The sequence below is a fragment of the Pararoseomonas baculiformis genome (assembly GCF_017813395.1).
GTDB lineage: Bacteria > Pseudomonadota > Alphaproteobacteria > Acetobacterales > Acetobacteraceae > Roseomonas > Roseomonas baculiformis.
This window is the reverse complement of record NZ_JAGIZB010000013.1, coordinates 100,793-115,640: the sequence shown is the minus strand read 5'-3', so window position 1 is coordinate 115,640 and position 14,848 is coordinate 100,793. Positions and strand designations below refer to the sequence as shown.

Sequence of the window (14,848 nt, the reverse complement as noted above, 5' to 3'; positions counted from 1 at the left end):
AGGCGCCGCTCCCCCGCGGGGGAGGCGCCGCTCCCCCGGGTCCGGTTGCCGGCCGTTCAGCCCCGGCCGAGCCAGGGCATCTTCGTGGCCATGATGGTCAGGAAGGGGATGTTCGCGTCGAGGGGCAAGGAGGCCATGTGGGCCACCGTCCGGCCGACATGCGCAACATCCATCCGGGGCTCCACCATCATGGACCCATCGGGCTGCATCACGCCGCGGGTCATGCGCTCCGTCATCGGCGTGGCCGCGTTGCCGATGTCGATCTGGCTGGCAGTGATGTCGTGCTTGCGGCCATCCAGCGCGATCTGCTTCGTCAGCCCGGTCACGGCGTGCTTGGTGGCCGTATAGGCGGCCGCCCCGGGGCGGGGCGCATGGGCGCTGATCGAACCGTTGTTGATGATCCGCCCACCCCTGGGTGACTGGTGCTTCATGATCCGGTACGCGGCCTGGGCGCAGTAGAAGCTTCCATCCAGATTGGCCGCGACCACCCCGCGCCAGTCCTCATGGGGCAGTTCATCGAAATCAACGGCCGGGGCGCCGCGACCCGCGTTGTTGAACAGAAGGTCCAGCCGCCCGAAGCGCTCCTTCACCTGGGCGAAGGCGGCCTCCACCTGGTCGCGCTCGCCCACATCCGCGGCGATGGCCAATCCGCGCGCCTGGCCCGCGATGGTCTCCTGCAGCGGATCCATCCGGCGTCCGATCACAGCCACCGTCCATCCATCGGCCAGCAGGGCCTGGGCCGCCGCCCGCCCGATTCCCGTCCCTGCCCCGGTGACGACGGCGTAGCGATCCGCCATGGCATTTCCCCCTTCGGTGTTCACGGCGCGGAGCCTGCTTCGGGTGCCCCGCCCTGGCAAGGCTCCCTCGCGCATGGGCGGGCGGCAACTGCCGTTGAAAGGTCGCGTTGTCGAGGACCAGGAGCGGAGGCCGAAGATGAGCGACAAGCCGGAACGCGATCCCATGGACGCCACGGCCAATGGCGTGGACCCGATCCAGGACAATCCGCGCGCGCGGCGCCAGGCCCATGGCCGCATGGGGCCGGAGCGCGGGGAGGACCCGGCGGCCGGAACGGCCGACGAGCCCGTATCGCCCGGCGAGTTCCAGGCCGGGGACCGGTCGGAGCTTGCCCAGGCTCTCGGCGGGCCGGTGGACATCTCGCCGATCCGCGGGCGCCGCATGATCGAGCGGCGCGAGGAATAGGCCGAGCGTGGCGAAGCCAGGAGAGGGGCAGGAGAGATGAGCGACAGGCCGGACCCGGATGATGAGGTGGATCTCGTCGTCAGCCTCACGACACTCGCGGGGATCATCGACGCCGCGCGCGGCGTGGGCGAGCTCGAGGAGGAGGCCACCAACGAGGATGTGCAGGATCCGGAGGTCCCCGACGAGATCGACCCGGATGCCATGGCCGACACGCTGAAGGGCCTGATCAACGAGCTGAACGAGGATGAGCAGGCGGCGCTGATCGCGCTCACCTGGATCGGCCGTGGCGACTATGACACCTCCGAATGGGAGGAGACCCTCCGCCTGGCGAAGGAGCGGAACGAGGACGGCAGCGCGGCCGAGTACCTGACGAACATGGAACTCTTCGGCGACTACCTCTCCGAGGGCGTCGCGGCCTTCGGCTACTCGATCGAGGAAGTCGCCCGCTAGGCCGCTCCCGCTTACCCCCGCCCGGCCACCGCTATACTCTCTGCGGCAAGCAAGACGGGGGAAAGCGGGATGGAGAAATACGGGATCGGCCAGCCGGTGCGGCGGCGCGAAGACGTGCGCCTTCTCACCGGGCGCGGCCGCTACACGGACGACATGGACCCGCCGGGCTGCGCCCAGGCCGTGATCCTGCGTTCCCCCCATGCGCATGCCCGCATCCTCTCCATCGGCACTGAAGCGGCGCGGGCGGCGCCGGGCGTCCTGCTGGTCCTCACGGGCCATGACGCCGCCGCGGACGGCATCGGCCGCCTGCCCACCCTGTTCGACGTGCCCGGCAAGGACCGGCCCCTCTTCGATCCGAAGCGCGAGGTGCTGCAGACCGAGCGGGTGCGCTTCGTCGGCGATCCGGTCGCGTTGATTGTCGCCGGGACGCGCCAGCAGGCACTCGATGCGGCGGAGCTGGTGGAGGTGGAGTACGAGCCGCTCCCCGCCATCGTGGACACGGCCGGCGCCGTGGCGCAGGGTGCCCCCGCCATCTGGCCGGAATGCCCGGACAACACGGCCGTCACCTGGGACAGCGGCCGTGCGGAGGAGACGGACGCGGCCTTCGCCCGCGCGCAGCGCGCCGTCTCGGTGGATCTCGTGAACAACCGCATGGTTGCCAACCCCATGGAGCCCCGCGTCGCGCTGGGCGAGTGGGACGCCGCCACGGGCCGCTACCTCTTCCACGGGCCGAGCCAGGGGGCGCACCGCATCCGGGACAACCTGGCGAAGCATGCCTTCGGCGTGCCGCCCGAGATGATCCGGGTCGTCTCCCCCGATGTGGGCGGCGGCTTCGGCGTGCGCGGCAAGCTGGTGCCCGAGAACGTCATGGTCCTCTGGGCCGCCAGGCGTCTCGGCCGCCCCGTGAAGTGGCTCGCCGGCCGCACCGAAACCTTCCAGTCTGACCCGCATGGGCGCGACCAGGTGACCCATGCGGAAATGGCGCTGGACGGGAATGGCAGGTGCCTCGGCGTCCGCATCCGCACCATCGCGGGCATGGGCGCCTACCTGCAGGACATGGGACCGCGCATCCCCACCACTGGCGGAGCACGGGTGATGGGCACGGTCTATGACGTGCAGGCCATCCACAACCAGGTGCGCTGCGTCTTCACCAACACCGTGCCGACCGACAGCTTCCGTGGCGCCGGCCGCCCGGAGACCGCCTATGTGATGGAGCGCCTCTTCGACAAGGCCGCGCTGGCCTTCGGCATCGGGCGGGACGAGATCCGCCGCCGCAACTATGTGCGGCCGGAGCAGATGCCCTATCGCAACACGGTCGGGAACCTGATCGACAGCGGTGACTTCCCGGAAACCCAGGCCATGGCCCTGCGCATCGCCGATTGGCACGGCTTCCCCGCCCGGCATGCCGCGGCGCGGGCACGCGGCAGGCTGCGCGGCATCGGGCTGGGCTATTTCATCGAGGCCTCGGGCGGGCTGACCAGCGAATGGGCCCGCCTTTCCATGACCCCCGAGGGCGATGCGGAAATCCGCGTCGGCACCTTCAGCCACGGCCAGGGGCATGAGACGGCTTTCGCGCAGATCGTGGCCGAACGGCTCGGCCTGGACCCAGAGAAGATCCGCTTCATCCAGGGCGACACGGACGCGGTCGAGAAAGGCACGGGAACGGGCGGCTCCCGCTCCTCCCAGATGGGCGGGGTGGCGGTGCTGCGCGCCAGCGATGCCGTGGTGGCGAAGGCCCGCCGGATCGCGGCCCATCTCCTGGAAGCCTCGCCGGAGGATGTGGAACTGGAGAACGGGCGGTTCCGCGTCGCCGGCACGGATCTTGGCCTGGACTGGTCCCGCGTCATCGCCGCAGCCCAGGATCCGGCGCAGTTGCCAGCGGGAGAGGCGCCCGGCCTCGATGAGGCGCTGACCTACACGCGCGACACGGAGTGCAACTTCCCCAACGGGTGCCATGTCGCCGAGGTGGAGATCGACCCCGAGACCGGGCGCGTCGAGCTCGTCCGCTACGCCGCCGTGGATGATGTGGGCAAGGTCATCAATCCCATGCTGGTCCACGGGCAGATGCATGGCGGCATCATGACCGGCATCGGCCAGGCGCTGATGGAGGAGGCGCGCTACGATCCGGAAAGCGGCCAGTTCCTCACCAGCACCTTTCAGGACTACTGCATGCCGCGCGCCGGCGACGCCTGCGGCTTCGACCTGGCCCTCAACATCGTGCCGACCCCGACCAACGAGCTCGGCGTGAAGGGCGCGGGGGAGGGGGGAGCCTGCGGCGCGCCGCCCGCCATCGTCTCGGCCGTCTGCGACGCGCTGGGCGTCGCCCATCTCGACATGCCGCTGACGCCGGAAAAGGTGTGGCGCGCGATCCGCCAGGGTGAAGCCGCACGGGCGGCGTAACACCGCCCCGCCGCCCCGATCTGGGCTGGGGCGCGGGCCGCGGAGCCGCCCGGGGAAGGTTCAGCGCGCCTCCAGCAGCCGCTTCGCTCCGGTGAAGCGGCGGCCGAGGGCGCGGCAATGGCAGGCCACATGCGGTGCCACGGCCATGCTCCATTCCCGCATGCCTGCATTCAGCCCGGCCAGCCGATCCGCCGCTTCCTGGGCCTGCCGCGCCAGCGCGGCCTCGTCCACGCCCAGCACGCGGCCATCACGCAGCTTCCACGCGCCGCCCACCATCACCTCCCGCACGGCGGAACCATCCTCGGTGAAAACGAGCTGGTTCGCCGCGTCGTTGAAGGGTGCCCAGTTCACGTGGTGCAGGTCGAGGAAGACCAGATCCGCCAGCTTCCCCGGTGCGATAACCCCCGCATCCAGTCCAAGAAGTTTCGCCGAACCCTCCGTTGCAAGACGCACCGTCTCGGCGGTGCCAAGCCACTCATCCTCGCCGGCATCCTCCCAGAGCCGGGACGCGAAGGCGGCCAGGCGCATCGCCTCGAACATGTTCTGGTTGTCCGAGGAGCCGGAGCCATCCGTGCCAAGCCCCACCGTCACCCCCGCGCGGATCGCCGCGCGGGCGGGCGCAATTCCGGAGGCCAGCCGCATGTTCGATCCGGGATTATGCGAAAGCCCGGCGCCGCGCCCGGCCAGAAGGGCAAGATCGGCGTCGGTCAGCCAGACACCATGCGCCACGCTGAAACGCTCATTCACCAATCCAAGCCGGTCCATATGGGCAAGCAGGGTTGAGCCGTAGCGAAGCTCCCCGCCGCCGGCCTGGTAGCGCGCCTCCGCGACATGGGTCTGCATGGGCAGGCCATGCTCGGCCGAGAGTTCGCGGCAGCCCTCCAGGAAATCGTCGGAGCAATGCAGGGGGATGGTGGGGGCGCAGCCCAGCCGCACCATGCCGCCGCGCCAGGACTTCGCCGCGGCATGGATCGTGGAGAGGATGTCGTCGGCCCTGGCCATGGACATGGCCGCGGCCCGCGCCTGGTATTCCGCCGGCAGCGCCTGGATCAGCCCCGGCGTCGCCTGGAAGAAGGTCAGGTCCGCCACCATCGGCGCCAGCACCGCGCGCAGGCCCACGGCCTCATAGGCACCGGCCATGGCTTCCAGCCCTTCCACCGAAGGGCCGGGAAACTCGAAGGCGAGGTCATAGCCCGCCGTGCAGCCTTTCCGCAGCATTTCCACCGCTGTCAGCGTGGTGGCCAGCCGCTTGTCCTCCAGCCCCCGGTGCCCGCCGATCCAGGCCGCATGGGTGAGCAGCAGGGCCAGGTCCCACTTGTCCCCCATGCCCTTCGAAAGTCCGCCATGGCCATGCGTATGGCCGTTCACCAGGCCGGGGATGACCAGCCGGCCGGCCGCATCGTGGAGCGCGGCATCCTCCACTGCCGTTCCGGGCGGCAGCAGGGCGGCGATGCGGTCCCCGTCCAAGAGGAGGTCCGTGAAGGGAGCGGAGAGCGCGTCGGCCGAAAGGACGCGGGCGCCGGTGATCAGGACTCGTTTCATCCGCCCAGCATAGCAGCGCGCAGCAGCATCGCGCCCCGGCGACCGCGCGCCGGGCCGGCCCGACGAGCATTGTGGGCGCACCAACCTTCGGTCACATAGAACAACATGGTGGCTGGGCCGATCACGATTCCCCCTGGCGCGGGCAGCGCGCCTCCGGTGCCGCACGCCGCCTGGACGGCCGCCCGGCGCGAGATCCTCGCGGGCTTCGCTGCGGGCGAGCACCTCCTCGCCCTTGTCGGGCCGCCGGGCGTTGGAAAGAGCCGTCTCCTGCGGGAGATCGAGGAGGCGCTGCGGTCGCCCGATTTCCAGGTGGACCGTCTGGAATGCGTCGAGTGGACGGAGGCGGCGCTGGCTGCCCAGGTGCTGCTGATCGACGAGGCAGACCGGCTGGACGATGCCGCGCTGGAACAGCTGCTCAGCCGTGACACCGGCTTCGCAGTGCTGGCCGGCCTTCCTGTCCTCGCCGCGCGCCTTGGGATCCCGCCAGACCAGGTGGTCGAGCTCAGGCCGCTGCAGCCCGCCGACATCCCCGCCTATGTCGCCGCGCGGACCGCCGGCATGGGGCTCGAGCAGGAAAGGTTGACCCAGGAGTCGGTCGCCGCTCTCGCCGATGCGTCCGGCCGCATTCCGCGCCTGCTGAACCTGCTGATCGGTTCCAGCTTCCTGATGGCCGATATGGCGGGATCGCGCGCGGTGAGCCCGGAGCATGTCCGCGAGGCCGCGGCGTTGCGCATGGACATGGCCGGAGCTGACGCCATTCCCGACGCGGCCGCCGGGCCGGAGCCGGGAGGATCGGTGGAGCAGGCGCCGGCCGAGAAGCCCGTGCTCGAAGCGGCAGCCGCGCCGCTTCCTCCCGATCCTCCGCCTGCAGCCCCGGAACCCGGCGGTGCCGAGGCCGTCGCGGCTTCCCCGCGCAGCCATCGCCGCCTGCTCGCTGCTGTGGCGGCGGTCGTGATCGGCGGCGGCATCGCCTGGGTTGGCCTGCAGGGGCAGGTCGAGCGGCCCGCACCTGCCGGATCCCGGGCGAACCAAACGCAGGCGGCCACGCTCGGCTCGTCCACGGAGCGCAGCGGTGCCGAGGCTGCACCCGCTCCCCCGAGAGGAGATGCCACGCCCGATGGCGAAGCGGTCAGCATGCCCGTCGGCGCATCTGAGGCTCCGGCGGCGGTGGCCGATGGGGCAGGGCGCGGGGAGGCGGGCACCGTGCCAGCCTTGCCCGCCGGCGCGATGGTGCGGGTCGTCGTCACCTATCCCCGCGCCGCGCCGGGCGCCGCGCAGCGCGCGGCGGCGCTCTCCTCCGAGCTGGGCCGGGCCGGGCTTGCTGTCGGTGTGCCTTTCCCGATCGCGAACGCCCCCGCGCGGCCCGTGCTGAGCTACTTCTTCCGCGAGGATCGCGCGGCGGCGCTCCGGATCCAGCATCTCGGCGGGGCGGAACTTGTTGGGGCCGCGCCGCGGCTCAGCCCGGCCGGTGCCACGCTGCCGCGGCCGGGGACCGTCGAACTTGGCCTGCCCGGCACGGCCGCCGCGCCCGAAAGCCGCCCGCCCGCCGCACAGGAAGCCGTGCCGGCCGGGCCGGAGCCCGCCATTCTCACGGGCCCGGCGGAAGGTGCCGTGATCCGCTGGGACGGCGGCGCCCGCAGCCTTACCCTTTCATGGAGCGTTCCCGGCGAAGCACGCCCGGATTGTTGCTTCGTGGAGGTGGTGATGCCTGGAGAGGAGAGCGGATTGCGGGAGGTCTTCGCCGCCTATGCCGAGGCGGGCGACCGCCAGCAGATCGGGATCGACCGGCCCGGCCGATATGCCTGGCGCGTGCTGACCGTATCGCGTGCCTCCAGCCGCTACACGGCAAGCGCCTGGCGCCATTTCACCGTCGGAGAGGCGGCCCCATGACCCGCGCGTGGTCGCTCCTGCTGCTGCTCGGGGTCGCGGCCTGCCAGGCGGCGCCGGCGCCTGTGCGGCCTGTCTCCCGCGCCCCGGCGCGGCCGGCCCAGGCTGTGCCGAGCGAAGTGGAGGGCGCCTGGTCCTTCGGCATCGCCGGGGGCCGCTGCACGGCACGGGTGGCGCACCGGGACATGACGCTGGGAATCACGGCTAGCGCTGGCCAGCCGGCGAATCTCTCCGTCACCGCGCCGGGGCGGAGCCTGCCAGCCGGCCGGCCGGTCCGGCTGGCATTCCGCGGCGATGGCGGCAGCTGGGAGCTGCCCGGCCGGACCAACGGGCGGCGCGTGGCCTCCGCCTCCCTGCCACCCGGCGAGGCGGGCCATGGCCGGCTGCGCGACCTGCTCGGCGGAGGCACGCTCAGGCTCCGCGGCGCGGGCGTCTCCGCCCCAGCCCTCGTGCTTCCGGATTCCGGCGTCTCCGGGCGGGACTGGTATGCCTGCGCGGCGCGGCCCGCGGAAAGCGCGCCGCCGCCCGCGGCCCGCGAACCCGGCGACGAGAGCTGAGGGGCACTGTCGGCCATCTCTCCGGCCTGCACAGCCCGGCCCGATCCGCTATAGGGACCGGCCCCGCACTGCGGGCGTGCGGGCGGAGAGGGGCATGACGATCGGTATCGAGCTGGGACGCACGAATACGGGTGTGCCCGGGATGATGGACCTGGAGGAGCTTCTCGCCACCCGCCTCCTGGTCCAGGGAAATTCGGGAAGCGGCAAGTCGCATCTCCTGCGCCGCCTGATGGAGCAATCCGCGCCCTGGGTGCAGCAGGCCGTGATCGACCCGGAAGGCGACTTCACCTCCCTGGCCGACCGTTTCGGGCACCTGGTCATCGATGCCGCCGCCCATACCGAGGACGCGATGACCGCCGCAGGGGACCGCGTGCGCCGGCACCGCGTCTCGGTCGTGCTGAACCTGGAAGGGCTGGAGGTGGACCGCCAGCTTCGCCATGCCGCCGCCTTCCTCAACGGGTTGTTCGACGCGGAGCGCGACCACTGGACCCCGATGCTGGTTGTGGTGGACGAGGCCCAGCTCTTCGCCCCCGCCGCGGGCGGCGACACCTCGGACGATGCCCGCCGCGCCGCCCTCTCCGCCATGACCGACCTGATGTGCCGCGGCCGCAAGCGCGGCCTGGCCGGGATCATCGCGACCCAGCGCCTGGCGAAGCTGGCGAAGAACGTGGCGGCGGAAGCCTCCAACTTCCTCATGGGCCGCACCTTCCTGGACATCGACATGGCCCGCGCCGCCGATCTCCTGGGCATGGAGCGGCGGCAGGCCGAGCAGTTCCGGGACCTGCAGCGCGGCCATTTCATCGGCCTGGGCCCGGCGCTCGCCCGCCGCCCCCTGGCCATCCGGATCGGCGCGGTGGAGACGCAGAGCCGCGGCAGCGGACCTTCCCTGACGCCCCTGCCGCAGACGGCGCCCGAGGAGGCGCGGGAGCTGATCCTGGCCGCGCCGGACCCGGTGGCGCTGCCCCGGCGCGAACGCCGTCCGCCAGCCGCGCCGCCACAGGACATCCTGGCCCAGCTTGCCCAGGCGTCCTCCGGCCCCCGCCCGGCCGCCGCCCGGCCCGCCGAGCCCGAGCCCTCCGCGGAAGAGGTCGCGGAGCGGGAGGCTCGGACGCGCGCCATCCTGCACGACATGCTGGCCGAGGAGGACGCGGCCTTCCGCCCGATCGGCGTGCTTTACCAGGATCTGCTCGTGCGGCTCCGGATCCATGCCGTTGCCGGGAAGCCGCCGGAGCTGCCGGCCTTCCGCCGCATGCTCGCCGTGGCCCGCGCCGGGGTTCCCCCGGAAGCCGCGAATGATCCGGCCTGGCCGGAAGCCGCGGCCCGCGCCGAGGGGCTGCCCGAGGACACCCAGGGCGTGTTCCTCCTGCTCGCCCATGCCGCGCGCCAGGGGCTGCCCTGCCCATCCGACACCGCCATCGCGCGGGCTTATGGCAGCCGCTCCGCCGGGCGTGCGCGGCGCCTTCTCACCTGGATCGAGGAGCAAGGGCTGATTGTGCAGCGCCCGGCCGCGGGTGGCAGGCGCATCGTTGCCCTGGTCGGGCTGGCCTGGGAAACGGCACCGGGCGATCCGGCAGCGGCCTGAATGGCGCCTGCGGGCGCCGGAACGGGTAGCATTTGTGTGATATCGTGGACACGCTGTGTCGCGGGCGCCATAACCCACTCAGCGGCAGGCCGGGGCCGTTCCCGTGCCTTCCCGCCGATGGAGATGTCCCGTGAGGAACCTCGTCTTGGCCCTGCTCGCCGCTGGTGGGCTGGCATGCAACGCCATTCCGACTGCCGTGGCCCAGCAGTACTGGCTACCCAATGGCTCGGGCGGAACCACCTTCAACAACCCCCAGGGTTCCCTGCTCGGCACCGCGAATGAGCGGATGCTGCAGCAGCATATGCAGCGCCAGCAGATGCAGGGCCGTTCCGGCGCCTCATCCTCGGCCGGTGCAGCCACCCAGGCTCCGCAGGCCGCAGCGGCCTCTCAGGATCCGTCCTTCCGCCTGGGCAACCGCGGCAAGCAGACGATTCAGGAGGTCTATGTCTCCTCCGCTTCGGAATCCCATTGGGGCCGTGACCAGCTCGGGCAGGACATCCTGAATCCCGGCGCGCGGGTCATCATCCGCCTGCCGCATGGCCAATGCCTGAATGACATCCGCGTGGTCTATGCCGGCGGCCAGGCCGAGGAGCGCCGCGGCGTGAACACCTGCGCCCTCACGGACCTGTCCTTTCCCTGACGCGATCCCATCGCGCCGCCCCGCCCGGAAGGGCGGGGCGGGGCCGGCTCACCACCGGTAGGAGATGGAGCCGAGCACGTTCAGCCGGTTGCCGTAGAAGCAGCCACCATCGCCCGAGCAGCGGCTGACATAGCGCGTATCCGCCAGGTTGCTCGCGGCCACGGCCAGCTGCAAACCCTTCAGCGCCGGCGTCATCTTCTCCAGGTCATAGCGGATCGTGGCATCGAACAGCGTGGTGGAGGGCACGACATTGCCGCCGGAATTAGCGGTGGTCGTGTTGCCCAGGAAGCGCACGCCCGCCCCGATCGTCAGGCCGGAGAGCGGGCCCGTGGCATGGACGAAGCTGTACTCGCCGTAGAGGCCGGCATTGTGGCGCGCGACGCCCGCCGGGCGGTTGCCGATCTCCGCCGCCGTGTTGCTCTTCGTGATCTCCGGGTCGAGATAGGTGTAGGAGCCGACGAGTGAGACGCCATTGCCCAACTCGGCCACCGCCTCAAGCCCCACGCCCCGCACCCGGACCTGGCCGACCGAAACCTGCTGGAAGACGTTCAGCGGGTCCGGGGTCAGCGTGTTCCGCTGCGTCAGGTGGAAGGCGCTGAGCTGCACGAAACTGCGCATGCCATTGGGCTGGAACTTCAGCCCCACCTCGTACTGCTCGCCCTCCAGCGGATCCCACGGCCTGCCCAGGCCGTCCGTGCCGATCTGCGGCTGGAAGGAGCGCGCATAGGAGGCATAGGGCGCGAGCCCGTTGTCGAAGAGATAAAGCGCGCCCGCGCGCCATGTGAAGGCGCGGTCATTCTGGTAGCGCCGCACGCCGCCGGCGTCCCGGTCATCCACATCCGACAGGGCCCAGTCCTGCCGGACGCCGCCGAGCAGCACGAGCCGGTCCCAGCGGATCTGGTCCTGCAGGTAAAGGCCGTACTGCGTGTTCACCTGCCGGACGCTGTCATAGGGCGTGGTCAGCGCCGGCACCGGGCTGCCATAGGCCGGCGCGAAGACATCCAACCCCTCCGCAAAGGCGAAGTACTGCGCATTGCGATAGTTTACCTGGCTATAGTCGAAGCCGCCCAGCACCGTATGGGCCACGGGGCCGGTGTTGAAATCCGCGCGGAGCTGGTTGTCGATCTGGAAGGTGGCGACATCGATATCGGCACGATAGGCGAAGCGCTTCAGCGTCCGCTGGTCCGCCTCCAGCCCGCCGCCATAGACCTGCCGCCAGGCAATGTCGGTATGGCTGTGGCGGGCATTCTGCTGGAAAGAGAAGACGCTGTTGAACCGGTGGGTGAACTCGTATCCCACCCCGTATTGCGTGCGGTCGAAGCGGTCGTAATCCGTCTCGCCCGTAAAGAGGCTGCGGCCGATCCGCCCGAAGGGCGTCGGCGTGACCGTGCCGTTATAGGGCAGGAACTGGTTCCCCGAGGTCCGGTCCGCCTGATAGTAGCCCAGCACGGTCAGCGATGTGTTCGCATCCGGGCGCCAGGTGAGGGCAGGGGCGATGAAGGCGCGGTCGTCATGCACCTCGTCCACCGCCGTCTGGCTCGCCCGGCCCAGGCCGGTGAGGCTGTAGGACCAGACGCCATCCGCCGTCAGCGGCCCGCTGGAGGTGCCCTGCACCTGCGTGCGGCCATAGGAGCCGGCTGTGAGCCGAACCTCGCCCTGCGCCGTCTCGGTTGGGCGGCGCTGCACCATGTTCACCAGACCGCCCGGCGCGATCTGCCCGTACAGGACCGATGTGGGGCCGCGCAGGATCTCGTAGCGCTCGAGCCCGTAGGTCTCGAACATGCTGCCGGCATAGCCCGTGTTGTAGCGCAAGCCATTGAGGAAGATGCCGTTGTCCTGCGCGTTGAAGCCCCGGATCTGGAACCAGTCCGTGCGGCTGTCCGTGCCGTAGTTCTCGCCCCGAACGCCCGGTGTGTAGCGCAGCGCCTCGCCGAGCGTCTGGGCCTGTCGCGCATCGATCTGGTCGCGCGGGACGACCGAGATGGATTGCGGGTTCTCCACCAGCGGCGTGTCGGTCTTGGTGCCGGTGATTTCCTGCCGGGCCACGAAGCCGCGCACGGGGTCCAGGGCGCGCTCGGCGCTGCCGGCCACGTCCACGCTGGGCACCGCCACCGGCTGGTCAGGCGCCTGTGCGAGGGCGGCTGCCGGCAGGGCGATACCGGACAGGGTAACTCCGGTCAGGGCCGTTGCGCTCATCAACCAGGCAAGCAGGCCGGCAGTGGAGTGGGGCTTGGGGGAACGCATCTTGGTCTCCGCGCGATTCCGGCGATCCGGCTTCGCGACCCGGTAGCCCAGAAACACGCGAATGAGAACGCCTTGCAAGTAAGATGATGCGAATTTTTCGCATTCGCCGGGCTGGAGCATTCCCGATGGCAAGCCCGGGGCCTTGGTCTATCCTTCCCGCAATGTCTAAGGAGGAAGAACCATGACGCTTTCCAGGCGCGCAGCCCTGGCGGGGCTTGCCGTGGCGGGCGTGGCCGGCCGGGCCAGCGCACAGTCGAACAGCATCACGCTCGTGGTTCCCACGGCCCCCGCCGGTACCACCGATTTCGCCGCCCGACTGCTGGCGGAGCCGCTCTCCCGCCAGCTGGGCCAGCCCGTGGTGGTGGAGAACAAGGCCGGCGCCAATGGGGCGCTGGGTACGCAGGACGTGGCCCGCGCGCGGCCGGACGGGACCCGGCTTCTAGTGCAGTATTCCGGCTACCATGTGGGCTCGCCCGCCATCGTGCCGAATATCGGCTATGACGTGCGGAAGGATTTCGCGCCGGTCTCCCTGCTGCTGGACGCGCCGCAGGTCATCTTCCTGCACCCCTCGGTCCCGGCCGCGAACCTGCAGGAACTGGTGGCCTATGCGAAGGCGAATCCGGGCAAGCTGAACTATGCCTCCTCCGGCACCGGCTCCCTCCAGCATCTCGGCACGGAACTGCTGAAGCTGCGCACGGGCACGGACATGATCCATGTTCCCTATCGCGGCACCGGCCCCGCCACGCAGGACCTGGTAGCGGGGCGCGTGCAGATGATGATGACCACCCCGCCGCCGCTGATGCCCTTCGTGCGCGAGGGCAAGCTGAAGGCCATCGCCATCACCGCCGGCACGCGCCACCCGGCCTTGCCGGATGTTCCCACCCTGGCCGAGGCCGGGCTGGCGGATCTGGAGGTAATCGGCTGGTTCGCGGTGTTCGCGCCGGCCGGCACGCCGGAAGCCACCTTGAGGCGCCTCACGGAGGCCTGCAACGCCGTGGTCAACACGCCCGAATTCCGCCGCCGAGCCGAGGAGCAGGGCGCGATCATCCGGATCCTGCAACCCGCCGAGCTCCAGGCGCGCGTCAACCGGGAGCTGGACGAATGGACCCGCGTGGTGCGGGAAGCGAAAATCCAGCCGGACTGAGGCCGGAGAGGCGTGGGGCGCCGCATCGTGCCCCGCCCATGCAGGAAAGGGGGAGCCGCCGGGGCTCCCCTTCAGGGGTGGGTCAGGCGGCCAGGGCGGAGCGCCCCGGAAGGGCGCCACCCCGCACCGCGCCGGGCGCCGTGGAGCCCCACTGCACCGCATGCCCCGCCGGAAGCGCCCGGCTGTTCGGCGTGGCCAGCCAGATCCGCATCAGCACGCGCGAGGCGCCGGACGCCGCGTCATCGGCATAGGCGGTGCGGCCATGATAGGTGACATGCTGGTTCATCAGCTGGATCTGCCCGGCCTCGAAGGGCAGCTGCAGGGACAGTTCGTCCGCGATGGCGGCCAGCATGTCCATCGCCTCGATCTGCTCGGGCCGCAGCGGCGGCACGCCCGGCTCGGCATGCGCCATCTCCACATAGGTGCGGGAATACTGGCTGGTGAAGGCACCGTTCGGCCCGCGCGAAAAGACCGGCATGGTGAAGACGCGTTCCGCATGGCCTTCGCCTTCCTCATCGGCCGGGCGCATGCGGTAAAAATCCTGGTAGAGGACGTCCAGCAGGTCAGGCCGCCGCTCCGCGAAGGCGTCATGGATGGCAACGGTGGAGACGATGCGGCTCTCCCCCCCGGCGATGCCGTTGGAGGCGCAGAGAAGCGCCAGCACGTCGCACTTGTCCGTATGGAAGCGCAGCGGGCCGGTGGAGCGGGAGCGCGCCCGCGCGGAAGGCACAGCGCCGGAAGCGTCCGGGCCCGTGATGGCGGCGCCCGTTCCCGTCTCGTCCTTCACCTCGGCCAGGATCTCGCCCCCGGTATTCTGCGGCAGCGGCGTGCCGAGATGGGCGCACAGTCCCCAGAACACCGTCCTGAGATCCTCAGCGGAATAGCGGTCCGCCGGCAGGCCGGAGATCCGGACCAGGCCGCGCCCTTCCTCCAGCTCCTTCGACACGGCGTCCAGCAGGGGCCGCGCGGAGGGCAGGGGGAAATCGGCCGCGCGAATGCGCGGGAGCGGCAGGCCGCGCTGGCGTATGCCCGCGAGGGCGGCGTCGATCTCGGCCAGCGCCGGCGCATCGAAGCGGAAGACCCAACTCGGGTCCTGGGTGAGTTCGGCGCCGGTCCAGGCGGCGCGGCCACCGATCGGCTTCAGATGTTCGCTCTGCATGGCGGAAACGGTCGCGCGCGCGCCGCGGCCGGTCAACCCGAAA

The 14,848-nt window shown here is 70.9% G+C and carries 12 protein-coding genes; 8 read left to right on the top strand and 4 right to left on the bottom strand.

Features of this window, described 5'->3' with window-relative positions:
- Positions 1-56 precede the first annotated feature (56 nt).
- A complete protein-coding gene (locus tag J8J14_RS14880; RefSeq protein WP_209380319.1) occupies positions 57-797 on the bottom strand; it encodes an SDR family oxidoreductase in 741 nt (246 codons plus the stop codon).
- Between the two features lie 136 nt (positions 798-933).
- On the opposite strand from J8J14_RS14880, the gene J8J14_RS14875 reads away from it, so the two are divergent.
- The 3 genes from J8J14_RS14875 (at position 934) to J8J14_RS14865 (ending at position 4,050) form a co-directional block, all read left to right on the top strand.
- The gene (locus J8J14_RS14875) at positions 934-1,200 is read left to right on the top strand and encodes a hypothetical protein (RefSeq protein WP_209380318.1); all 267 of its coding nucleotides are present in this window, start codon (positions 934-936) and stop codon (positions 1,198-1,200) included.
- Between the two features lie 36 nt (positions 1,201-1,236).
- Positions 1,237-1,650, top strand: a complete 414-nt coding sequence (locus tag J8J14_RS14870) for a DUF3775 domain-containing protein (protein ID WP_209380317.1) — start codon at positions 1,237-1,239, stop codon at positions 1,648-1,650.
- 69 nt (positions 1,651-1,719) lie between these two features.
- Entirely contained in the window at positions 1,720-4,050 is a 2,331-nt protein-coding gene (locus tag J8J14_RS14865; protein WP_209380316.1) for a xanthine dehydrogenase family protein molybdopterin-binding subunit, read from the top strand.
- A gap of 60 nt (positions 4,051-4,110) precedes the next feature.
- On the opposite strand, the gene J8J14_RS14860 is transcribed toward J8J14_RS14865, so the two are convergent.
- Positions 4,111-5,592 (bottom strand): amidohydrolase family protein, encoded by a 1,482-nt coding sequence (locus J8J14_RS14860; protein ID WP_209380315.1) that lies wholly within the window; start codon positions 5,590-5,592, stop codon positions 4,111-4,113.
- A gap of 105 nt (positions 5,593-5,697) precedes the next feature.
- Between J8J14_RS14860 and J8J14_RS14855 the strand changes: the two genes are divergently transcribed.
- The 4 genes from J8J14_RS14855 (at position 5,698) to J8J14_RS14840 (ending at position 10,258) form a co-directional block, all read left to right on the top strand.
- Entirely contained in the window at positions 5,698-7,482 is a 1,785-nt protein-coding gene (locus tag J8J14_RS14855) for an ATP-binding protein (protein WP_209380314.1), read from the top strand.
- The gene (locus J8J14_RS14850) at positions 7,479-8,036 is read left to right on the top strand and encodes a hypothetical protein (RefSeq protein ID WP_209380313.1); all 558 of its coding nucleotides are present in this window, start codon (positions 7,479-7,481) and stop codon (positions 8,034-8,036) included. The genes J8J14_RS14855 and J8J14_RS14850 overlap by 4 nt, the downstream gene beginning before the upstream one ends.
- 94 nt (positions 8,037-8,130) lie before the next feature.
- Complete coding sequence (locus J8J14_RS14845; protein ID WP_209380312.1) at positions 8,131-9,618, top strand: ATP-binding protein; 1,488 nt, start codon at positions 8,131-8,133, stop codon at positions 9,616-9,618.
- Between the two features lie 130 nt (positions 9,619-9,748).
- Entirely contained in the window at positions 9,749-10,258 is a 510-nt protein-coding gene (locus J8J14_RS14840; protein WP_209380311.1) for a hypothetical protein, read from the top strand.
- Between the two features lie 48 nt (positions 10,259-10,306).
- Here the strand turns inward: J8J14_RS14840 and J8J14_RS14835 are convergent, their stop codons facing one another.
- Positions 10,307-12,454 (bottom strand): TonB-dependent siderophore receptor, encoded by a 2,148-nt coding sequence (locus J8J14_RS14835; protein ID WP_209380310.1) that lies wholly within the window; start codon positions 12,452-12,454, stop codon positions 10,307-10,309.
- A gap of 229 nt (positions 12,455-12,683) precedes the next feature.
- Between J8J14_RS14835 and J8J14_RS14830 the strand changes: the two genes are divergently transcribed.
- Positions 12,684-13,646, top strand: coding sequence for a Bug family tripartite tricarboxylate transporter substrate binding protein (locus J8J14_RS14830; protein ID WP_209380309.1), 963 nt, complete (start codon positions 12,684-12,686; stop codon positions 13,644-13,646).
- An 82-nt stretch (positions 13,647-13,728) separates the two neighbouring features.
- On the opposite strand, the gene J8J14_RS14825 is transcribed toward J8J14_RS14830, so the two are convergent.
- Positions 13,729-14,805, bottom strand: a complete 1,077-nt coding sequence (locus J8J14_RS14825; RefSeq protein WP_209380308.1) for a TauD/TfdA family dioxygenase — start codon at positions 14,803-14,805, stop codon at positions 13,729-13,731.
- Positions 14,806-14,848: the final 43 nt, after the last annotated feature.